Here is a 19591-nt window from a genome sequence, read left to right on the forward strand (position 1 = left end):
CGTTGTCCGCACCCGCGCCCGGCACCGGCGCCAGATCCCCCGCCTCATACGCCTCCAGCACCTCACGCTGCGCGTCCACCACCACCAGCACCCCGCCGAACACCCCGTCCAGCAGAGCCACCTGGGCACCACCGGTCACGACGACGGACGCCCCGGCATCGGCCAGGGCATAGCCGAGGCGCTCCACGGGATGGGCGCTGTCCAGGGGCACATAGGCCGCTCCCGCCTTCAGCACCCCGATCAGCGCCGGGATCAGCTCCGCGTCCCGTTCCAGGCACACACCGACCAGGGACTCCGGGCCCACGCCCAGCGACCGCAGATGCCGCGCCAGCCGGTTCGCCCGCTCGTTCACCTCCCGGTACGTCAGCACCACCTCACCGGCCACCACCGCCACCGCGTCCGGCGTCCGCGCCACCTGATCCTCGAACAGCTCGTGCACCGTCCGAGAAACCCGCTGTACGGGGCGGGCGTTGTGCGGTCCGCCGATGAGGAAGGCACGCTCGTCCTCGTCGAGGATGTCGATGCGGGACAGCGGGGCCGACTCGTCCTCGACGGCCCGCTGCAGCAGGCGCACGAAGTGGCGGGAGATGCGCTGCGCGGTCTCGTGCTCGAAGAGCGCGGTGCCGTAGACGAGTTGCCCGCTCATGCTGCCGTCAGGGGCCTGGTTCACCTGGAGTTCGAGGTCGCACTTGGCGATCCCGCCGGTGACCGGGTAGGGCTCGACGGTCAGGGACGGCAGGCTGATGGACTCGGTGCCCCGCTCGTGGAGGGTGAGGGCGATCTGGTAGAGGGGCGAGCGCGACATGTCCCGCTCCGGCTGGAGCTCGGTGACGAGCCGGGAGAAGGGCGCGGACTGGTGCTCGTAGGCTTCCAGGAGGCCCGTCTGCGCCTGGTCGACGAGGTCGGCGAAGGTCGGATCGCCGTCCCAGCGGCCCCGCATGACCAGGTTGTTGATGCCGTACCCGATGAGCTTCTGGAGCTCGGGACGGGTGCGTCCGGAGACCACGGTGCCGACGGGGACGTCCGGCAGTCCCGTGTAGCGCGCGACGAGGGCCTGGAAGGCGGCGAGCAGCACGGCGAAGGGTGTGGCGTGGTGCCGCAGGGCCAGCTCCCGGACCTGCGCGGAGAGCCCTTCGGGCAGAGTGAACGGCGCCTCGGCGCCCTCGTGGCTGCGGTAGGGGGGGCGCGGGCGGTCGGTGGGCAGGTCGGTCGGGGGAAGGCCGGCGAGCCGCTCCCGCCAGTAGTCCAGGTGCGCGTCCAGTTCCCCGTTCTCCTCCGCGGCTCGCTGCCAAGCGGCGAAGTCGGCGTACTGAACGGGCAGTTCGGGCAGTGCGGGGAGCCGACGGGTGGTGAAGGCCTCGTACAGGGAGGTGAGTTCCGAGACCAGGACACCGGTGGACCACGCGTCGAACGCGATGTGGTGGAAGACCACGTGCAGGAGGTGGTCGTCACTGTCGATGCGCACCACGCCCGCCCTGACGGGCCAGTCCCGTTCCAGGTCGAAGGGGACGACGGCGGCGTCGCGGACCAACCCGGCGGCGCCATCCTCCCGTTCCGCAGCCGAGTCGCCCGGCGCGTCCCGGACGGGCAATTCGACGTCCTGGGCGGGGTCGACGACCTGGACGGGTGTGCCGTCGGCGAGCGTGTAACAGGTCCGCAGGATCTCATGGCGGGCGAGCAGCCCGTTCCACGCGTGGGTGAGGGCCGCGAGGTCGAGTGGGCCGCGCAGGCGGAAGGCCAGCGGTACCAGGAACTCGGGGCTGTCCGGCTCGAGCCGGTTCAGGAACCACATCTGCTGCTGTCCGAACGACAGCGGCAGCGGGCCGGAGCGGTCAACGGGTGCGATCGCGGAGCGGCGGGCCCGGGAGCGGCCGCCGAGCCGGGCGCGCAGAAGCTTCTCCTGAAGGGCGTCGACATCAGAGTTCCGCTCGTGGTTTCCGCCGCTCATCCGTTTCCCGTCCTCCTGCTACAGCCGCTGGATGCGGAACCGGTTCGGTGTCCGACCGGAACCGGTCGTGGGTATTGACGTGCGTGACCGCCCGGAATCAGTGAGCGGCGTGCTGCTCCATTCGGCGGCGCAGACCCAACGGCCGCATGTCCGTCCACACTTCACCGATGTGCGCGAGACATTCCGACCGCTTTCCCTGCTTTCCCTCCGCATGCCATCCGGCGGGCAATTCGCGGTCGGCCCACCAGATGGAGTACTGCTCCTCGTCGTTGACCACGACGCAGTAGATCTGTTCGTCGTCCCGCTCGTCCGCCATGGTGAATCCTCCGCTGAAGTGGTGCGTTCGTGATGCGTTCGTAGAGCGTGCGGAATTCCGCAGTACCAGCTCTTATGCGCGACAGCACTCTTCAGGAGCGCCCGATACTCCTTCTATAGCGCCGCTATCGGCTCTCGGCCGGGTCGGCCGGCGATGCCTGGCAACGAAAGAGGCTCCGGCCGGAGCCCGGGGATGATCGGGCTCCGGCCGGAGTCTTCGGTCGGGTGCGCGCACCCGCGGGGTGCGGTCAGGGGTGGCGGGCGCCCTCGACGGGGCGGGCCGGGTGGCCGCTGTCGGCGGCGGCCGCCTCGGGCCGCGGCCGGTCGTTGCGGCCGAGCAGCCGCTCCAGGCCGCGCGGCAGTTCCCAGGCGCGGTGGCCGAGGAGGGACATGGCCGCGGGCAGCAGCACCCCGCGCACGACGGTGGCGTCGATGAGGATGGCCACGGCCATGCCCACCCCCATCATCTTGTTCTCGATGGCCGAGAGCGTGATGAAGATCGTGAACACCGCGGTCATGATGACGGCCGCGCTGGTGACCACGCCCGCGCTGGCGGCGATGCCGTCCACGACCGCCTCCCGCGGGGTGGCACCGGCCTGCCGACGTTCCCTGATCCGGCTGAGGATGAAGATGTGGTAGTCCATGCTGAGCCCGAACAGGACGACGAACATGAACAGCGGCAGCCATTCCGCCACCCCGCCGTAGGGGGTGAAGTCCAGCAGCGAACTGAGGTTCCCGTCCTGGAAGACCCAGGTCAGGATGCCGTAGGAAGCACCCATCGACAGCAGGTTGAGGGCGATGGACACCAGGGGGATGACCACGGAGCGGAAGGCCAGGAGCAGCAGCGCGAAGGCCAGGACGAGTACGAAACCGATGACGACGAACGTACGTTTGCCCAACTGTTGGGCGAAGTCGTGGGCGAAGGCCGTGCGGCCCGCGGTGGCGTACTCGACGCCCTGCACCTTGCCGAGTGTCGCGGGCAGCGCCGTCTCACGCAGGGTCGTCAGGGCCCGGTGGGAGGCGGGGTCCGTGCCCGAGCCGGCCAGCGGCACCCGTACCACCAGGAGATCGTCGACGCGCACCGTCGAGACGGGCCCGGCCAGCCGGCCGCCGCTCGCGGTGATCTCGTCGTGCAGCCCCCGGACCGCGGTGCGCACCTGCGGGGTGTCGGGCGAGCCTCCGTCGACGTTCCACACCGCGACGCGTGCCGGGGTGGGGGCGCCGGGGAACGCCTGCTGCATCCGGATCGCCGCGTCCACGGCCGGGGCGCTACGCGGCAGGCTGTTGACCACGGCGGCGTCCTGGAGATGCATGGAGAACATGGGCAGCGCCATCACGACCAGGGCTGCCGCGGCGGCGCCGCCCCACACCAGCGGTCGCTTGACCACGGCTTGGGCCAGAGCCCGCCAGGTGCGGGACTCCAGTGCCGTGGTACGGCGCCTGCCGAGCCAGGGGATGCGTCCCTTGTCCACCCACCGTCCCAGCGTGGCGAGCAGGGCGGGCAGCACGGTGACCGAGCCGATCATCGCCAGGCCCACGATGACCACCGTGCCGAGGGTGAGGCCGCGGAAGACATCCAGGCCGCTGAAGAGGAGCCCGCTGACGCAGAGCATGACGGTGACACCGGAGACGGCGACCACATGCCCGGACGTCTTAGCGGTGATCCGCAGGGACTCCGCGATGCCGCGTCCGGCCGCCCGCTCCTCACGCTCGCGCCGCAGATAGAACAGCGAGTAGTCGATGCTGACGGCGACGCCGATCAGCAGGATCATCGACGACACCGCGCTGTTGACGGCCACCCACTGGCCGAGCACCCCGATGAGGCCGAAGGCGGCGGCGACGGCGGTGGCGGCCAGCAGCAGCGGGATGGCGGCGGCGACCAGCGCCCCGAACACCACGAGCAGGATGATCAGGGTGATGGGCAGCGAGGTGTTTTCGGCGCTGGCGAAGTCCTTTTTCACCGCGTCGTCGACGGCACGCGAAAGACTCTGGTCACCGGCCTGTACGACGCGGATTCCGCGGTGTTCGTCCGCGACCTTCTTCACGGCCGCCACCACCGCGTCGTAATGCGCGTCCATCTTCTCGTTGGGTCCGGCGACGAAGAAAGTGACAAGCCCCGAACGGCCATCGGCGGAGATCTGTTTCTCGCCCTGTGGATTCAGCGGGGTCCGCAGCTGCGACACCGCACCCGGCGACTTGCCGAACTCGGCGGCCAAGTCGTCGACGGCCCGCTGGAGTTCTGGGTCGTCCTTGAACTTGCGGCCGTCCGGTCCACGCGACTGGACGAGTACGTTCTCCAGGACGGGTTCCCAGTTCCTCTGCTTGTTCAGTACTTTCTGGGCCACTCCGGATTCGCCGGGGTCCTGGGTGACCGCGCTGTCCCCGGAGACCAGGGCGGTGGACAGTACGGCCAGCACCACCAGCGCGAACCAACCGCCGATGGCCAGGGCACGGTGCCGGATCGACCATCCGGCGACCCGCTCGATCAGCGTGCCGTGCGAGGTGGGCCGGGGAGCGCGAGGGCGCGCTTCCCCCGTTCCGTCCGGGCCGGTGCGGCCCGAACTGCCTTTGCCGCGTAACAGCTTGCCCTTGGGCAGCATGAACTAGAGTCCTTCCGTGAAGGGGTGCTTCTCAGACACTCGCGTGGCGCGAGGCGGTGCTTCTTCGACCGGGCCGCCGAGTTGCCGCTCGACGGCCCGGATCCTGAATACGGTTACTCGATCTCCTTGAGGATCCGCTCGACCGACTGCATACGGGTCTGGACTTCGGCCAGGCGCTCGTCGATCCCGGCGAGTCGCTGCTCGGTGACCTCCTGGGCCCGGGCCGTCTGCTCCGCCAGCGTCCGGTAGGCGTGATCACGCGCCAGGATCGCTCTGGCACGCCAGGTCGTGGCCATGTGCCAGATGACGATGGTGATCACCGCAGCGAACGCACCCACCAAGCCGACGGTCCCGATGACTTCCTGCCAGCCGTGGTAACTCATTGCGGGGATCCCTTCTCGCCTTCCTGCTGGACGGAGTCGTGTGTGCTGAGAGTCGTCACCGCGTCCGCGATGCTCTCAGGTGTCAGATGAAGCGCGAAGGGGGTCACCTCGTAGAACTTCATCGCCTTCCCATCGCTCGAGATCTCCAACTGGGCCGAGACGAGGCCCGCTGCCTGCAGCTTCCTCAGGTGGGCCTGCAACAGGGCACGGCTGATCCCGAGCTCTCGCGCAAGCTGGCTCACGTAGCGGCGGCGCCGGGACAGGGCCGCGACAACGCGAAGGCGGTGCGGGTTGGCCAACGTACCGAGCATGTGCACCAGTTCGTCCCCGGTCGGGGAGGGGGCGGTCACGTCGGCACTCCACACATGCCATGGAACGTTAGCAGGTGCCCACTGACGTATGCCGGTCTCTTCACTCCGGACCTCATATTCGACATCACCCAGCAGTCCGTTCACCGTGCGCCACCGGCCGTCCGCCGCCAGACGCCCCAGCGGACGGCCGTCACCACGGCGGCGGTCAGCAACGACACGGCCGGCCCCACGCACAGCAGGACCAGGCTGTTCTCGACGAGTCGGCCGCCCAGATAGCCGAGGCCGAGGGTGCAGAACACGAAGACCGCCTCGGCGACCAGGGCGCCGACCAGGTAGCTCCTCAGGGGGAGAGCGACGATCCCGGCGGTGACACCACCCAGGCCGCGCCCGCTGGGCACGAACCGCATGGCGATCACCGACGACACTCCGTACCTCCGGAACTGGCCGGAGGCCCAGTCCAGCATCGAACGGCGCCTGGCCCGGCGCGATATCCAGCGGACGGCTCGCCCCCTGGCCAGACGCCCCGTCCAGAACATGGTCATGTCGCCCACCAGGGTGCTCGTCAGCAGGAGCAGCACCAGAAAAGGGAGACTGAGGCTCCCGCTCGCCGCGAGGGCACCCGCTCCGGCTAACAACGCGGAGTTGGGGACCATGGGAGGCATCGTGACAAGCACGAGCAACACATACATCCAGTACGTGCCATCCACACCGATCAGCTCCTCCGCGCCCCATGCGCATATCCGCATCATCACCTGCTCATAAAGAGTTGCAGGTGCTCCGGACGCTCTTCAACGCTCTCCGGAGGACCCCAGGGAGATCTGCGGGCCGACCCCTAGGGGTGCCCGGGGATGATCCCCAGAGACCCTCAGGGGGAGGTCCCGGAGGGGCGGCGCAGGATCGTTTCAGCAGAGTCTCATCGCCGCGTTTGCACGCGAAGAGGGACCGTGGCGTGGCCGTGTACCGCGTCAAGTGTGCACTGTGGGGCGGACGTTGACAGCGTCCGTACTCGCCGAAGCCGAGTACACGCGCGGGCAGGGCGCCCGCGACGGGCGATGCCTCCGGAGCCGTGTGCGCAGGTTCGAATCCTGCCGGGGGCACCCTGCATGAGGTGCCCAAAGACCCCGTCACCAGCGCAAACGCTGAGGCCGGGGTCTTCGCGTATGTGCAGGTGTACGCAGCGGCGCGAGGAGGTCAACAACAAGTTCCCCTGCACCGGTATCTCGCTTGCACCTGTGCGTCTTGCCTTGCGGCGACACCCCAGCAGACTCGAAACCCAACTCTGTCAGCGCAGCCACAAGCCGACGCAGACTTCCCAAGAGGCTGATCGCGGGGCGTCAGCGCAGTGCAACCTCGCCCGCGCGGACGGCACGCATGGCGCGCTCGACAGTCTCCTGGTTTTCGCCGACCGGAGCCACGTAGCCGACGACGTCGCGCGCGGCGTCCTCCCCGAGCATGCGGGTGATCACCCACGTGGCGAGATACTGGGACGCCAGGCAACCGCCCGCCGTCGCGATGTTCCCCTGGGCGTGGAACGGCGCGTCCAGGACGGTGACGTCGCAGGCTTCGACAAAGGGCCGGGTCTTCATGTCCGTGCAAGCCGGCATGCCATCCAGCAACCCCAGCCGGGCGAGCACCAGCGCGCCGGAGCACTGCGAACCGATCAGCTGTCGCGAAGGGTCGAGCAGCAGCCTGGCGATCAACCGGTCGTCGGCGACCACGTCCCGCGCCTTCACGCCACTACCGATCAGCACGACCTCGGCCTCTGTCACGAACTCCATCGGGCGCTGCCCGGTCACCTCGACGCCGTTCATCGACGTGACCACCGGCGTCGGCGTCGTGATGAAGGCTTCCAAACCGTCCTTACGGCACCGGTTGATCAGGGCGGAAGCTATGAAGCTGTCGAGCTCGTTGAACCCGTCGAAGGTGACCACGGCTACCTGCATCACAACTCCTTCAATCACGGCACCGGATCCGCAGTCTCCCCTGGCGCGCCGTTCCGGGGCGAGGGCCAATCAGCTGCTGGTGGCATGCCTACGGGAGGACCGTGCGGCCGGGCCGGGGCACGCACACAGCGCTTCCCGGCCCGCCTGAAGACACGCCCCGGCCCAGGATGATCGCCCCAGACCGCCGGGCACGGCAGCGCCAAGGGCGACGCTCATATGGCCGGAGGTCAGCGTGCCGGTCTTGTCCAGGACGACCCTGTCAGTTCCGGCGCATGCATGCGGCAGGTGTCACACGAGGGAGTGCCGTGGAACCACTGCGAAGGCGCCTGACCCGCCGGGCGACTCGGACGAAGTACTGCCTGGCGAGCGCGCACGGTCACCGGCCTATTCGTAATGGGACCCATTTTCATGTAGCGTGACGCGTCGCCCGTCAGCCCACCCAGGAGGTCTCCATGGCCGTGCCCAAGCGGAAGATGTCCCGCAGCAACACCCGTCACCGTCGCGCCCAGTGGAAGGCCACCACGCCGCAGCTCGTGCCGGTCACCGTCGACGGCGTCCCCTACCTGGTGCCGCAGCGGCTGGCCAAGGCGTACGAGCGCGGGCTGCTGCGCCCCGAAGGCTGAGCGCCATGCCACCGAGCGACTGGACAGCGGGGCCTACGGGCAGATCCTGCGCTCCAAGGGCTTCTTCACCCTGGCCGGCCGCCCGCACGTGACGGGCCTGTGGTCGCAGGCCGGGTCCGTGGCCCGCTTCGAACCCTCCGCCGCCCGCGACGCGGAGAGCCCCGACGCTCAGGAACTGGTCTTCGTCGGAACCCACTTGCACCCGGACGCCTTGCAGGCGGCCCTGACCGACTGCCTCATGGGGGACGACAAGGCTCAGCCTTCCACCGACCCGTTCCCCGCCTGGGACACCTACGGCATCGACGACACCTGCGAACACGAGCAGCCCGTACTCGCAGCAGGGCCCTGAGACCCCGGGTCGGGCGGTGGTCGCAGCCACGGCACCGCCCGGCCCGGTACGGCTCAACAGACCCTTGCTCACACCGTCCACCCTCAGTTGAGGTGCGCGACATGCCGCGGGCCGGGCCCCGCCCGCAACCTGTCGGGCAGTGTGCCGTCGTCCGGCATTCCCGCCCGCAGCCAGGCGCCCACCGCTGCGCCGTCGGCCGCGGTGACGAGCGGGCCGAGACGCACGACAGCTCCGGTGGGCCGGCGATCCACCGCGGACGGCTGTACGGCAGCGTGCAGCCCCCGACGGCCCGCGCAGTCGAGGATCTCCCGCAGGCATCCGGTGGAGATCATGACCCCGTGAGCGCTGTCACGGACCACCCGGCGCAGCTCGTCCCTCACCTGATCGGTGGCGGACTGACAAGAGGTACAGACGGCAAGGGTGAAGGGATGGCCCCGACCGCCGCGGGCTGCGTCACTCATACGTGCGCTCCTGCCCGATTTCACCGTAAACGACTTCCACTTTCAGCCTCATCTCTCGCATACGTACCGACGGCGACCACGAGCAGGCCGGGAGTGTCCGGGCGTGGTCGTACCGTCCTGGGCGGGGCGCGACTCGGAGCGGAGACGCGCCCCCTGGCGTCCCTCCGTCAGCGCGGGGGAACCGCCGTCACCAGGACGACTTGGTGACACCGGGCAGGAAGCCCGCGTGCGCCTGCTCCCTCACGCGGACGCGGGAAAGCCCGAACTTGCGCAGATGCCCCCGGGGGCGGCCGTCGACGCTGTCGCGGTTGCGGACACGGGTGGCGCTGGCGTCGCGGGGCTGCCGACGCAGTTCGGCGATCGCGGCGCCGCGCTCGGCCTCGGCCTCGGCCGAAGAGGGACGGCGAATGATCTCTTTGAGTTCGGCCCGTCGGGCGGCGTACCGCTCGACGACGGCCTTGCGCTTCTCGTTCTTTGCGATCTTGCTCCGCTTGGCCATCAGACCTTCCCTCCCCGGGCGCGGATGCGCGCGACAGCCGCCTCCACACCGATGGTGTCGACGATCTTGATCGCTCGGGCACTGAGCGTCAGCCGCACATGGCGGGACTCACTGGGCAGCCAGTACCGCTTGTGCTGGATGTTCGGGTTGAAGCGGCGGGAGGTGCGCCGGTGCGAATGGGAGATGCGGTTGCCGAATCCCGGCTGCACGCCGGTCAGTTGGCAGTGGGCGGACACAGGATGACCTGCCTCTCGTCGAAGAGCCGAGTTATCGATAATGGAAATCGTTCCCATATAGTAGCGTGCATGGCTCGCAACGAACTCCGCCCGGTCATCAAACTCCGCTCCACCGCGGGAACCGGCTACACCTACGTCACCCGCAAGAACCGCCGCAACGACCCGGACCGCATGGTCCTGCGCAAGTACGACCCGATCGCCGGCCGGCACGTCGACTTCCGCGAAGAACGCTGACCCGACCCCCTACGCCACCAAGGAGCCCGCCATGAAGCCCGGCATCCACCCCGCCTACGGTCCCGTCGTCTTCCGCGACAAGGCCGCCGACTTCGCCTTTCTGACCCGTTCGACGCTCACCAGCGACAAGCGCATCGAGTGGGAGGACGGCAACACCTATCCCGTCGTGGACGTCGAGATCTCGTCGGCGAGTCACCCCTTCTACACCGGTACCGCCCGTGTCCTCGACACCGCGGGCCGCGTGGAGCGCTTCGAACGCCGCTACGGCCGATCCGGAGGCCGCTGATGCGCGAGGAAGGCCGACTGCCGGTCGTCATCGTCGGCGGCCTGCACACAGACGCCCGCACGCATGTTGTCGACCGCCTGCTGAAGGCGGTGCCGGGCAGCGTCGCCCTCCACCACGACCTGGCCACCGCGAGCCGGGGAACCGTACGACGTCACGTCCGGGACACGTCAGGCACACTCGCATCCGGCGAAGCACCGCTGGTCAACGACTGCGCCTGCTGCGCACTGCGCGAAGACCTCGTCCCGGAACTGCAGCGCCTGGCCGGCCACGGACTGACACGGCTGGCGGTCGTCGAGCTGTGGGACTCGGTCGAACCCCAGGCCATGGCAGAGGTCATCGCCACCCACGGCGGCGACGACCTGACACTCACCAACGTGATCACCGCCGTCGACCCAGCTCTCGTCCTGCCCTACCTCTGCAACGGGGACGACCTGGCCGAAGCCGGGCTCGCCGCAGCGGCGACCGACCAGCGCACCGTCGCCGACACCTGGGCCCGCCAACTCGAATACGCGCCCGTCCTGGCCCTCGTGGACAGCGAGGACGCGGACGAACAGGACCACGCGCTGCTGACCCAGCTGCACCCCACCGCACGCCACGTCGACGCCGCCTCAGGCGAACTCGCCCAGCTCGCCTTCGCCGGATTCGACACAGAAGCAGCGGCCACGGCCCAGCACCCCGCCTGCGCACTCCTGCCGCAGGAAGCCGACCACGCAGGAGTCACGACACTCGTCTGGCACCGCACCCGGCCCTTCCACCCCGAACGCCTCCACCAGGCACTGGAAGACCTGTGCTGCGCGGCAGCACGCAGCAGAGGCCGGTTCTGGCTCGCCGACCGCCCCGACACCCTGCTCTCCTGGGACGCCGCCGGCGGCGCCCTGTGCGTCGAAAGCACAGGCCCCTGGCTCGCCTCCCTGCCCGACGCGGCATGGGAACTGATCCCACCCATGCGACGAGCCGCCGCCGCACTGGACTGGCATCCCCAGCACGGTGACCGCTGCCAGCACCTCGTCTTCACCTCACCCGGACTCGACCGCTCCGGCATCGAGCAGCTCCTCGACTCCTGCCTGCTCACCGACACCGAGTACGCGGCCGGCCCCGAGGCATGGCAACACCTCCCCGCGGCCTTCGACTCCCTCCTCGACGCCGCCTGACCCACCAACCCGCACCACAGCCACCACCACGACCCGAGGAATCCCATGACCCGACGCACCAACACCCGCAAGCCGGTCAAGCACCGCTCCAACCCCCTCGTCGCGGCCGGCATCACCTACATCGACTACAAAGACACCACTCTGCTGCGCAAGTTCATCTCCGACCGCGGGAAGATCCGCAGCCGGCGCGTCACCCATGTCACCGCTCAACAGCAGCGCCAGCTCGCCGCCGCCATCAAGAACGCCCGCGAGATGGCCCTCCTCCCCTACTCCAGCAAGCGAGACTGACCTTCGGCGCTCACCGACCGTCGCAGCGAGCCACCCAACTGGCCCTTGGGATCGGCCAGTTGGGAACTCCGTTCCGGCATGGCCGAGTTCGCGGACGATTAGACCCCGCCGCCGTCCGAGACCGAACGCGGCCAGTTGCTGCGCGCGCTGTCCAGCGACGCCATCCGCGGCAGCCTGGAACGGCACTGCGGGGTGGCCCTGGCGTTCCAGCCGCGGGCGGCACCGCGGTCGGGCTGACCACGGTGTACCGGACCCTGCGGACCCTGGAGCGGACGGACCTCGTCGACGTCGTGCGGGACAAGTCCGGAGAACGGCTCTACCGCCCCCGACCCACCGAAGGACACCGCCACTACCTCGTCTGCCGTCACTGCGGCCCCAGCCGGGCCGTGGAGGCCGACGCCGTCGAGCGCTGGGCGGACGCCGTGGCCGCCGTCACGGGATACGCCGAGGTCGAGCACACCGTGGAACTCACGGGGATCTGCGGTCCCTGCCGGTCAGCGCCGGGTCGGGCCGTATCGCATCCGTAGCAGGTCGTGTCGACTCCGCAGCGAGCGCGCCAAACCTTGGCAACGATTTTCATATCGATCAGATCAAACTATGGTCGTGACATTCATTTCCATCTAGCGTGGTAACTGCCCGGCTTCGACCGGCGACCCACCTCTTGCGAAGACTCCCGTTCCAACCTGTCGTGGAGGACCCATGCCCTCGTCCCCGTCCCGCAGCCTGGCGCTGATCACCGGCGCCTCCCTGGCCCTTCTGGCAGGCTGCGGCAGCTCGTCCGACTCCGGGGGCGACGGGAGTTCCGCGTCGGACTCGGCCTCGTCGTCCACGTCCAGAATCTCGGTGGTCGCCTCGACCAACGTGTACGGCGACATCGTCGGGCAGATAGGCGCCGGAAAGGTCGACGTCACCTCGCTCATCAGCGACCCCGGCCAGGACCCGCACTCCTACGAGGCCAACACCCAGAACCAGCTCATCCTGTCCAAGGCGAAGCTCGTCATCGAGAACGGCGGCGGCTACGACGACTTCATCGACCGGATGCTGAAGAGCAGCAACTCCTCCGCCGAAGTGATCAACGCCGTCAAGGTCTCCGGCAAGACCGCCCCGAAGGGCGGCGAGCTCAACGAGCACGTCTGGTACGACTTCCCTGCCGTCGCCAAGATCGCCGACAGCATCGCCGACGCCCTGGGCAAGGCCGACCCGGACAACGCCGCCACCTTCACCAAGAACGCCGAGACCTTCAAGTCGAAGCTCACACCGCTCGAGACGAAGGAGGCGCAGCTCAAGAAGGAGCACAGCGGCGGGGGCATCGCGATCACCGAGCCGGTGCCGTTGTACATGACCGAGGCGAGCGGCCTGGTCAACAAGACACCCGAGGAGTTCAGCGCAGCCGTCGAGGAAGGCAGCGACGTCTCCCCGAAGGTCCTGCAGGAGACCCTGGCACTTTTCACCGGCAAGCAGGTCAAGGCCCTGGTCTACAACGCCCAGACCTCCGGCCCGCAGACGGAGAAGGTCGAGAGCGCTGCCAAGTCGGCCGGCATTCCCGCGGTACCCGTGACCGAGACCCTGCCGAAGGGCAAGGACTATCTCGGCTGGATGACGTCGAACGTCGACGCGCTCGCGAACGCGCTGGCCAAGTGAGGCGAGCGGCCGTGGCCCCCGTACCCCAGGCCCGCCAGGGCGACGCCGAGGCCGCCGGCAGCGGCGCCACTCCGGTGCTCAGCCTGCGTGGCGCCGCCGTGTCCTACGGCGAACGCGTGGTGTGGCAGGGTCTCGATCTCGACGTACGGCCCGGGGAGTTCCTGGCCGTGCTGGGACCGAACGGGTCGGGCAAGACCAGCCTCGTCCGTGCCCTGCTGGGCCGGCAGCCGCTGTCCGCCGGCACGCTGACCGTCCTCGGCCGGCCTGCCCACAGGGGCGGCCGGCACATCGGTTACGTCCCTCAGCAGGCGGCACTGTCCGCGCAGGCGATGCTGCGCGCCCGTGACCTCGTGCGCTTCGGAATCGACGGGCACCGCTTCGGACCGCGGCTGCGCACCGGCGCCGTCCGCCGCCGGGTGGACGAGATCCTCGCCTCGGTCGGAGCGTCGGCCTACGCCGACGTCCGCCTCGGCATGCTCTCCGGGGGCGAACGGCAACGCGTACGCGTCGGGCAGGCCCTTGCCACCGACCCGCGGATCCTGCTGTGCGACGAGCCGCTGCTCTCCCTCGACCTCAATCACCAGCGGGCCGTCACCGAACTCGTGGACGTCCGGCGCCGCTCCCACGGCACGGCGGTGGTCTTCGTCACCCACGAGATCAACCCGGTGCTCGGTCTGGTGGACCGGGTGTTGTACCTGGCGCGGGGCGGCCACCGGATCGGGACACCTGAGGAGGTCCTGTCGTCCGAATCGCTGTCCCAGCTGTACGGCACCCGGGTCGACGTCGTCCGCGTGCACGGCCGGGTCGTGGTCGTCGGAGCGCCCGACGAGGTCACCTCATCCCCTCACCACCCGGCCCACGAGACCGACGGAGTCCGGTCATGACGCTCGCCGACGGGATCTGGCACCAGATCTTCAGCTTCGACAATTACAGCGAACTGCTGACGCTGGTCCGCAACTCCCTCATCGCCGGCGCCGCGCTCGGCCTGGTCGGCGGCCTGGCCGGGGTCTTCGTCATCATGCGCGACCTGCCCTTCGCGGTGCACGGCATCAGCGAGCTGTCCTTCGCGGGCGCGTCGGCGGCACTGCTGATGGAGCTCAACATCGTGGCGGGCTCGATCGTCGGCTCACTCGTCGCGGCCGGCGCGATCGGCGTCCTCGGCGCGCGAGCCCGGGACCGCAACTCCGTGATCGGCATCCTCATGCCCTTCGGCCTGGGACTCGGCGTGCTCTTCCTCGCCCTCTACAAAGGCCGGGCCGCCAACAAGTTCGGCCTCCTCACCGGCCAGATCGTCGCCGTCGACACCCCGCAGATGACCTGGCTGCTCGGCACCGCCACCCTCGTCCTCGTCGTCCTGACGCTCATCTGGCGCCCGCTGGCCTTCGCCAGCGCGGACCCGGACGTGGCCGAGGCCCGCGGCCTACCGGTACGCGCACTGTCCTTCGCCTTCATGCTGGTGCTCGGACTCACCGTCGCCCTGTCGGTGCAGATCGTCGGTGCCCTGCTGGTCCTCACCCTCGTTGTCACCCCCGCCGCGGCCGCCGCCCGCGTCACCGCGTCACCGGTCCTGCTGCCCCTGCTCAGCGTGGTCTTCGCCGTGGTCTCCATCGAGTGCGGCATCCTGCTCGCCCTGGGCAGCAGCATCCCCATCAGCCCCTACGTCACGACCATCTCGTTCACCATCTACGTCGTCTGCCGGCTGGCGGGCAGCTACCGCACCCGGCGGTGGGGGGCCAGGAGGTCAACCCCACAACCCGCATGAACCACGGGAGCGCCCGTCCGCGGCCGCGTGCGGGTGGGGTGACGTGCTCGGCACCCGGCTGTTCGACCTGGAACGCGCCCAACAGGCTCCCGGGTCTGGGCCCCGGCCTTCTCGCGATGATCGGCTGAGACCACGACACAGCCGTTCCCGTACTCTTCCTCAGAGCCGTAGCGCAGGCCCGGCTTCGGAGGGGGCACGGACAACCGCGAGGGAGACGGCATGGGAGCCGCTGACCGGCAGAGTGCCGGAGACTGGAACGAGGTCGGCAACCGGCACCGAGCCAGGGGTGGTCGCACGGGCGAGTACGGCCACGACTACGAATACGGGGGGCATCCCGAGGCGGCGGCGCCTCACCCCGGCTACGGACGCGATGCCGGCGCGGGCCATATCCCTTCTTCGGCCATGGGCCACGGGCACGCCCCAGTGATGGACCACGGGCGCGCCACAGTGACTGGCACCGGACATGGCCCTGGCCACGCCCCCGGGGCGGGCGCCGGCGGTGACGGCCACGCGCACAGCCACAGCCACGGGCCTGCCGCGCCTGTCTCCAAGCACCTGCGCAAGGTCATCGCGGCGATCCTGATCCCCTTCACCGCCGCCGTCGTGGTGGGGCTGGTGGTGCTGTGGCCGGGCGGTGCGCCTCCGCACAAGCGCACCGGTGTCGGCTTCGACCGCCAGACACAGCAGGCCACGGTCACCAAGGTCGTCGAGGTGAGCTGCAAGTCGGTGAACGCCTCGGGTGAGACTCCGACCGGCGACACCTCCACCGCCGAGGGCACCTCGGCGCAACTGGAGGCGAACGGCACCTGCAAGAAGGCGACCATCCGGGTCGACACCGGCAAAGACAAGGGCCGCACATTCATCGAGATCGTGCAGCCCGACCAGTCGCGGCAGCTGCACCAGGGCGAGAAGGTCGTGACCGCCTACGAGCCCTCCGCGCCCCAGGGCCTGCAGTACTCGGTCGCCGACGTGAACCGCAGGTTCCCTATGGCACTGCTCGCCGGCATCTTCGCGCTCGCCGTCGTGGTCGTCGGGCGGCTGCGGGGCGTCATGGCGCTGGTCGCGCTGGCCATCAGCTTCATGGTGCTCAACCTCTTCATCCTGCCGGCGATCCTGCAGGGCTCGAACCCTCTGCTCGTGGCGGTGATCGGGTCGAGCGCCATCATGCTGATCGCCCTGTACATGTGCCACGGCCTGTCGGCCCGTACGTCCGTGGCGGTGCTCGGCACGCTGGTCTCGCTGCTGCTGATCGGCGTCCTCGGCTCGCAGTTCATCGGCTGGGCCGCACTCACCGGCAACACGGACGACAGCACCGGCCTCATACATGGCCTGTATCCGTCGATCGACATGAGCGGTCTGCTGCTCGCCGGCGTCATCATCGGCTCCCTCGGCGTGCTCGACGACGTCACGGTGACGCAGACGTCTGCCGTCTGGGAGCTGCACGAGGCCAACCCGTCGATGGGCTGGCGAGGGCTGTACCGCGCGGGCATCCGCATCGGCCGCGACCACATCGCCTCCGTGGTCAACACGCTCGTCCTCGCCTACGCGGGCGCCGCGCTGCCGCTGCTGCTGCTGTTCTCCATCGCACAGAGCGGCGTGGGCACGGTCGCCAACAGCGAGCTGGTCGCAGAGGAGATCGTGCGCACGCTGATCGGATCGATCGGCCTGGTGGCCTCGGTGCCGGTCACCACGGCCCTTGCGGCTCTGGTGGTCTCCGCGGACCGGCCCGGTCGGCAGACGGAAACGGCGGCGGCCGGGGCAGCGGCTGCGGGCCGGGGAGGACGTCGACGGAAGCGTTGAGAGCGACCGGCGGGGTTCGGATGAGACAGGTCAGGAGAGAGCCTACGGATCCGCTCGCGTGGTGCAGACCTGCTCGCTCACTTCCGGACCCACGAGAAGAGCGCCAGACCCGGGCGGATGCCCGTCAGGCGCCCTTGGCGGCCCGCAGCTGGGAGGGTGAGTCCGAGCGGCGCTCCGGAAGTTGGCGCCACTCGAAGTGCGATTCCGATCCGGACGGTACAGGCAGCAGGGGACGATCCCTCGATTGTGGGTTGACCGCCGCGCTCGCATGATTGACTGCCAAAGTGGCTGAAGACTTGGAGATCGTCGCTTTCGAATCCGCCCAGGCCTTCGAGGAGTGGCTCACTAAGCAGCACGCGTCCTCGGCCGGAATATGGCTGAAAATCAGGAAGAAGGTGCCGGGGGTAGCGGCCCTCGACTATGCCCAGGCGCTCGACGTGGCACTGTGCTACGGCTGGATCGACGGGCAGAAGAAGACGTTCGATGACGAGAACTGGCTGCAGCGCTTCACTCCGCGCAAGCCCACGAGCAAGTGGTCCAAGATCAACCGGAACAAGGCCGAGGCTCTGGTCGAGCAGGGGCGAATGCGTCCCGCTGGGCTGGCCGAGGTGGAGCGCGCCAAGGCCGACTGCCGCTGGGAAGCCGCCTACGACGGCGCGAAGACGGCGTCGGTACCGGAGGACCTCGCGCGCGCCCTGGCGGCCAACCCGGCCGCCGCGGAGTTCTTCGCCACCCTGGACAGCAGGAACCGCTACGCGGTCGTCTATCGCGTCCAGGACGTCAAGAAACCCGAGACGAGGGTGCGCAGGATCGAGAAGTACGTGGCCATGCTCGCCGAGGGGAAGAAGATCTACCCCTGACCGCAGCGGTCGAGGGTCCTGCTTTGATCGAACTCCCGTCAGCGATCACACCACGATGCGATCAGCTCACGTCGACACGGGCCTACGTTCAGGGGAACAAGCTTCGGAGATCATCTCCGGCCATCGGCGAAATATGAACGCACCCCTCCGAACCGACACGGCCGCACGGGATGGGCCGTCAGCGCTCCCACGCTCACCGTCGGTGGTGTATCTACGCTCACGGCCTGACTGTCGAGGGGGGTGTCAATCTGTTCGCTGCCGTCGTCGGCGAATCGATAGAACTCACCGCCAGCACGCTCCTCCCCTACCACCAGTACGCGCTTCGAGTTCCCGGAGCCCGAGTGGAAGCAGACATCACGCTGGACAATGCGACACGCGTCGCAGGAAACATCGATCTCACTCGCGCGGAAGTCAAGGGCACCCTTTCACTCATCGAGACAACGTTCACGGAGGAAACAACCGTCGACCTGCACTACGCCGCCCTCGGAGCGCTCCATCTGGAGTCCCTCAGTGCACCACCCGCCACCCTCGACCTGAGCGCTGCCTCCATCGTTGTCATCACCGATGCCGCCGACTCATGGCCTGCACAGATCACGCTCACCGCACTCACCTACCAAGCCCTCCACCCGGTGATGCCGGCCGCCCACCGTCTGCCATGGCTGCAGCGCGGCACTGGCTACCACCCTCAGCTCTGCGGCTCTTCCTCGAACGCGGCTATGACTGGGCGCTCTGAACACCACAGCTCCGGGAGATGCCGAGCCGTTGACACAGGAGCGCCGCGACGGCACAGACGGCGGCGGCAGGCCGGGCGTCAGGTGAGGGACTGGAAGGTGCGCACGCTCCGTTCGGCGAGGGCGGGGATCGCCTCGCCCACCACGTACCTGCGGAACGCCTCCGTCGCCCTGTGGTCGTCGTAGCCCGTCGCATCGGTGTACTTCTCGACCAGCACGAACGTGTCCGGGTCGGTCTCGCTGACGAAGGCATCGAAGGAGATCATCTTCTCCTCCGTGCGGTTCAGCGGTGTGACCGTCTCGAGGATGGCGCGGATGTGGTCCGCCTGGCCGGGCCTCGCCTTCCAGGTGGCGATGACGACATGTGCCATGGCACTGCTCCTTGACAGGTTCTCTAGAAGTTGTTGAAACCGATGGCGCGGAGCTGGTCGCGGCCCTCACTGGTGATGTCCGAGGGGCGCCAGGCGGGCTGCCACACCCATGCGACGCGGTGATCGTTGACGCCGTAGCCTGCGCCGTCGGCCAAGGCCGTGCGGATCTGGTCCTCCATCACTCCGGTCAGGGGGCAGGCGGGCGACGTCAGCGTCATGGTGATCACCGCCGTCCCCTGCTCGACGGCGATGTCCCGCACGAAGCCCAGGTCGACGATGTTGACGCCCAGGTCCGGGTCGAGTACGTCGTACAGCGCGTCCCTCACCCGCTGCGAGCGCGCGTCGGGTGCGGCCGCGGCGGGCTCGCTTCGCGCCGGGCTGTCGTGGGGGCTGATGCCCGGGGGCTCTGCGGCTGTGGCCGCCGTGTGGGCTGACGCCCTCAACCCGGCGGGTTCCAGGTGGATTTCGACGTCCGAGGTCTCGCTGCTGATCCAGTCGGCCTTGCCGTGCGCCTTGCGCCGTACCCGGACGATGTCCTCGGCCCGGCGGGCGCAGCCGCCCGCCACCACGAGCTGGTCGGGCCGGATGCCGGCCACACCGGCCTTCGCCAGTGCGCGGTCGAGGATGCGCGCCACGGGCTCGCAGGTGCGGCCGGGGCCGTACCGCAGCCGCGCCACGGCCGCCGACGCGGGCAGCCCCGTCACCTTCCTCAGCGCGGCCAACGCGTCGGACTGGACCACCCGTGCCTGTTCCTCGCGGACCACGAGTTCCGTCAACGCCGTCATGCGAACACACCTCC

General features: G+C 69.1%; 22 protein-coding genes and 3 pseudogenes. 13 read left to right on the top strand and 12 right to left on the bottom strand.

What is annotated here, in order from left to right:
* From ABZ823_RS29200 to ABZ823_RS29230, 7 genes are all read right to left on the bottom strand, one after another.
* On the bottom strand, nt 1-1948 hold a 1948-nt coding region (locus ABZ823_RS29200; RefSeq protein WP_361665847.1), incomplete at its 3' end, for a condensation domain-containing protein.
* Nucleotides 1949-2045: 97 nt separating this feature from the next.
* Nucleotides 2046-2264: an MbtH family NRPS accessory protein gene (locus ABZ823_RS29205; protein ID WP_361665848.1), complete on the bottom strand. Its 219-nt coding sequence runs from the start codon at nt 2262-2264 to the stop codon at nt 2046-2048.
* Nucleotides 2265-2511: 247 nt separating this feature from the next.
* Entirely contained in the window at nt 2512-4863 is a 2352-nt protein-coding gene (locus ABZ823_RS29210; protein ID WP_361665849.1) for an MMPL family transporter, read from the bottom strand.
* A gap of 113 nt (nt 4864-4976) precedes the next feature.
* Nucleotides 4977-5246, bottom strand: coding sequence for a hypothetical protein (locus ABZ823_RS29215; protein ID WP_361665850.1), 270 nt, complete (start codon nt 5244-5246; stop codon nt 4977-4979).
* Nucleotides 5243-5557: a winged helix-turn-helix domain-containing protein gene (locus ABZ823_RS29220; protein WP_361665876.1), complete on the bottom strand. Its 315-nt coding sequence runs from the start codon at nt 5555-5557 to the stop codon at nt 5243-5245. Before ABZ823_RS29220 ends, ABZ823_RS29215 begins: the two co-directional genes overlap by 4 nt.
* A 140-nt stretch (nt 5558-5697) precedes the next feature.
* Nucleotides 5698-6210 carry a VTT domain-containing protein gene (locus ABZ823_RS29225; protein ID WP_361665851.1) on the bottom strand — a complete coding sequence of 171 codons (513 nt, stop codon included), beginning with the start codon at nt 6208-6210 and terminating at the stop codon, nt 5698-5700.
* A 681-nt stretch (nt 6211-6891) separates the two neighbouring features.
* Nucleotides 6892-7500 carry a DJ-1/PfpI family protein gene (locus ABZ823_RS29230; RefSeq protein ID WP_361665852.1) on the bottom strand — a complete coding sequence of 203 codons (609 nt, stop codon included), beginning with the start codon at nt 7498-7500 and terminating at the stop codon, nt 6892-6894.
* A gap of 452 nt (nt 7501-7952) precedes the next feature.
* Between ABZ823_RS29230 and rpmF the strand changes: the two genes are divergently transcribed.
* The gene (gene rpmF, locus ABZ823_RS29235; RefSeq protein WP_181658604.1) at nt 7953-8123 is read left to right on the top strand and encodes a 50S ribosomal protein L32; all 171 of its coding nucleotides are present in this window, start codon (nt 7953-7955) and stop codon (nt 8121-8123) included.
* Nucleotides 8124-8133: 10 nt separating this feature from the next.
* Nucleotides 8134-8472: pseudogene (locus tag ABZ823_RS29240) on the top strand (GTP-binding protein); the annotation flags it as partial.
* A gap of 83 nt (nt 8473-8555) precedes the next feature.
* On the opposite strand, the gene ABZ823_RS29245 reads toward ABZ823_RS29240, so the two are convergent.
* The 3 genes from ABZ823_RS29245 to rpmB all read right to left on the bottom strand — a co-directional run bounded on the left by ABZ823_RS29245 (nt 8556) and on the right by rpmB (nt 9668).
* Nucleotides 8556-8933 carry a hypothetical protein gene (locus ABZ823_RS29245; RefSeq protein WP_361665853.1) on the bottom strand — a complete coding sequence of 126 codons (378 nt, stop codon included), beginning with the start codon at nt 8931-8933 and terminating at the stop codon, nt 8556-8558.
* 187 nt (nt 8934-9120) lie between these two features.
* Nucleotides 9121-9432 (bottom strand): 30S ribosomal protein S14, encoded by a 312-nt coding sequence (gene rpsN / locus ABZ823_RS29250; protein ID WP_361665854.1) that lies wholly within the window; start codon nt 9430-9432, stop codon nt 9121-9123.
* A complete protein-coding gene (gene rpmB / locus ABZ823_RS29255) occupies nt 9432-9668 on the bottom strand; it encodes a 50S ribosomal protein L28 (RefSeq protein WP_361665855.1) in 237 nt (78 codons plus the stop codon). The genes rpsN and rpmB overlap by 1 nt, the downstream gene beginning before the upstream one ends.
* A gap of 69 nt (nt 9669-9737) precedes the next feature.
* Between rpmB and rpmG the strand changes: the two genes are divergently transcribed.
* The 11 genes and pseudogenes from rpmG (at nt 9738) to ABZ823_RS29310 (ending at nt 17690) form a co-directional block, all read left to right on the top strand.
* On the top strand, nt 9738-9902 hold the full coding sequence (gene rpmG / locus ABZ823_RS29260) for a 50S ribosomal protein L33 (RefSeq protein WP_358916352.1): 165 nt from the start codon (nt 9738-9740) through the stop codon (nt 9900-9902).
* Nucleotides 9903-9933: 31 nt separating this feature from the next.
* Nucleotides 9934-10188, top strand: coding sequence for a type B 50S ribosomal protein L31 (locus tag ABZ823_RS29265; protein WP_030340408.1), 255 nt, complete (start codon nt 9934-9936; stop codon nt 10186-10188).
* Nucleotides 10188-11339 (top strand): GTP-binding protein, encoded by a 1152-nt coding sequence (locus ABZ823_RS29270; protein ID WP_361665856.1) that lies wholly within the window; start codon nt 10188-10190, stop codon nt 11337-11339. Before ABZ823_RS29265 ends, ABZ823_RS29270 begins: the two co-directional genes overlap by 1 nt.
* A gap of 45 nt (nt 11340-11384) precedes the next feature.
* A complete protein-coding gene (rpsR, locus tag ABZ823_RS29275) occupies nt 11385-11627 on the top strand; it encodes a 30S ribosomal protein S18 (RefSeq protein ID WP_361665857.1) in 243 nt (80 codons plus the stop codon).
* 84 nt (nt 11628-11711) lie between these two features.
* A pseudogene (locus ABZ823_RS29280) lies at nt 11712-11837 on the top strand (hypothetical protein); the annotation flags it as partial.
* Nucleotides 11838-11854: 17 nt separating this feature from the next.
* Nucleotides 11855-12154: pseudogene (locus ABZ823_RS29285) on the top strand (transcriptional repressor); the annotation flags it as partial.
* A gap of 172 nt (nt 12155-12326) precedes the next feature.
* Nucleotides 12327-13268, top strand: coding sequence for a zinc ABC transporter substrate-binding protein (locus tag ABZ823_RS29290; RefSeq protein ID WP_361665858.1), 942 nt, complete (start codon nt 12327-12329; stop codon nt 13266-13268).
* Between the two features lie 74 nt (nt 13269-13342).
* Nucleotides 13343-14152: an ATP-binding cassette domain-containing protein gene (locus tag ABZ823_RS29295; protein WP_361665877.1), complete on the top strand. Its 810-nt coding sequence runs from the start codon at nt 13343-13345 to the stop codon at nt 14150-14152.
* Entirely contained in the window at nt 14149-15030 is an 882-nt protein-coding gene (locus ABZ823_RS29300; RefSeq protein ID WP_361665859.1) for a metal ABC transporter permease, read from the top strand. Before ABZ823_RS29295 ends, ABZ823_RS29300 begins: the two co-directional genes overlap by 4 nt.
* Nucleotides 15031-15456: 426 nt before the next feature.
* Entirely contained in the window at nt 15457-16830 is a 1374-nt protein-coding gene (locus ABZ823_RS29305; RefSeq protein WP_361665878.1) for a YibE/F family protein, read from the top strand.
* Nucleotides 16831-17114: 284 nt separating this feature from the next.
* Complete coding sequence (locus ABZ823_RS29310; protein ID WP_361665860.1) at nt 17115-17690, top strand: YdeI/OmpD-associated family protein; 576 nt, start codon at nt 17115-17117, stop codon at nt 17688-17690.
* Nucleotides 17691-18501: 811 nt separating this feature from the next.
* On the opposite strand, the gene ABZ823_RS29315 is transcribed toward ABZ823_RS29310, so the two are convergent.
* Both ABZ823_RS29315 and ABZ823_RS29320 read right to left on the bottom strand, forming a co-directional pair.
* Entirely contained in the window at nt 18502-18792 is a 291-nt protein-coding gene (locus ABZ823_RS29315) for a putative quinol monooxygenase (RefSeq protein WP_361665861.1), read from the bottom strand.
* Nucleotides 18793-18815: 23 nt separating this feature from the next.
* On the bottom strand, nt 18816-19577 hold the full coding sequence (locus ABZ823_RS29320; RefSeq protein WP_361665862.1) for an iron-sulfur cluster assembly protein: 762 nt from the start codon (nt 19575-19577) through the stop codon (nt 18816-18818).
* Nucleotides 19578-19591: the final 14 nt, after the last annotated feature.

Origin of the sequence: Streptomyces sp. NPDC047079 (assembly GCF_040643755.1) — a bacterium.
Taxonomy (GTDB): domain Bacteria; phylum Actinomycetota; class Actinomycetes; order Streptomycetales; family Streptomycetaceae; genus Streptomyces.

Coding starts and splice junctions, on each gene's coding strand:
- ABZ823_RS29320 (WP_361665862.1), bottom strand. CDS start 19,577: ATGACGGCGTTGACGGAACTCGTGGTCCGCGAGGAACAGGCACGGGTG.
- ABZ823_RS29220 (WP_361665876.1), bottom strand. CDS start 5,557: ATGCTCGGTACGTTGGCCAACCCGCACCGCCTTCGCGTTGTCGCGGCC.
- rpmF (WP_181658604.1), top strand. CDS start 7,953: ATGGCCGTGCCCAAGCGGAAGATGTCCCGCAGCAACACCCGTCACCGT.
- ABZ823_RS29270 (WP_361665856.1), top strand. CDS start 10,188: ATGCGCGAGGAAGGCCGACTGCCGGTCGTCATCGTCGGCGGCCTGCAC.
- rpsR (WP_361665857.1), top strand. CDS start 11,385: ATGACCCGACGCACCAACACCCGCAAGCCGGTCAAGCACCGCTCCAAC.
- rpmG (WP_358916352.1), top strand. CDS start 9,738: ATGGCTCGCAACGAACTCCGCCCGGTCATCAAACTCCGCTCCACCGCG.
- ABZ823_RS29245 (WP_361665853.1), bottom strand. CDS start 8,933: ATGAGTGACGCAGCCCGCGGCGGTCGGGGCCATCCCTTCACCCTTGCC.
- ABZ823_RS29300 (WP_361665859.1), top strand. CDS start 14,149: ATGACGCTCGCCGACGGGATCTGGCACCAGATCTTCAGCTTCGACAAT.
- ABZ823_RS29265 (WP_030340408.1), top strand. CDS start 9,934: ATGAAGCCCGGCATCCACCCCGCCTACGGTCCCGTCGTCTTCCGCGAC.
- ABZ823_RS29305 (WP_361665878.1), top strand. CDS start 15,457: ATGGACCACGGGCGCGCCACAGTGACTGGCACCGGACATGGCCCTGGC.
- ABZ823_RS29205 (WP_361665848.1), bottom strand. CDS start 2,264: ATGGCGGACGAGCGGGACGACGAACAGATCTACTGCGTCGTGGTCAAC.
- ABZ823_RS29315 (WP_361665861.1), bottom strand. CDS start 18,792: ATGGCACATGTCGTCATCGCCACCTGGAAGGCGAGGCCCGGCCAGGCG.
- rpsN (WP_361665854.1), bottom strand. CDS start 9,432: ATGGCCAAGCGGAGCAAGATCGCAAAGAACGAGAAGCGCAAGGCCGTC.
- ABZ823_RS29290 (WP_361665858.1), top strand. CDS start 12,327: ATGCCCTCGTCCCCGTCCCGCAGCCTGGCGCTGATCACCGGCGCCTCC.
- ABZ823_RS29230 (WP_361665852.1), bottom strand. CDS start 7,500: ATGCAGGTAGCCGTGGTCACCTTCGACGGGTTCAACGAGCTCGACAGC.
- ABZ823_RS29210 (WP_361665849.1), bottom strand. CDS start 4,863: ATGCTGCCCAAGGGCAAGCTGTTACGCGGCAAAGGCAGTTCGGGCCGC.
- ABZ823_RS29215 (WP_361665850.1), bottom strand. CDS start 5,246: ATGAGTTACCACGGCTGGCAGGAAGTCATCGGGACCGTCGGCTTGGTG.
- ABZ823_RS29225 (WP_361665851.1), bottom strand. CDS start 6,210: ATGGTCCCCAACTCCGCGTTGTTAGCCGGAGCGGGTGCCCTCGCGGCG.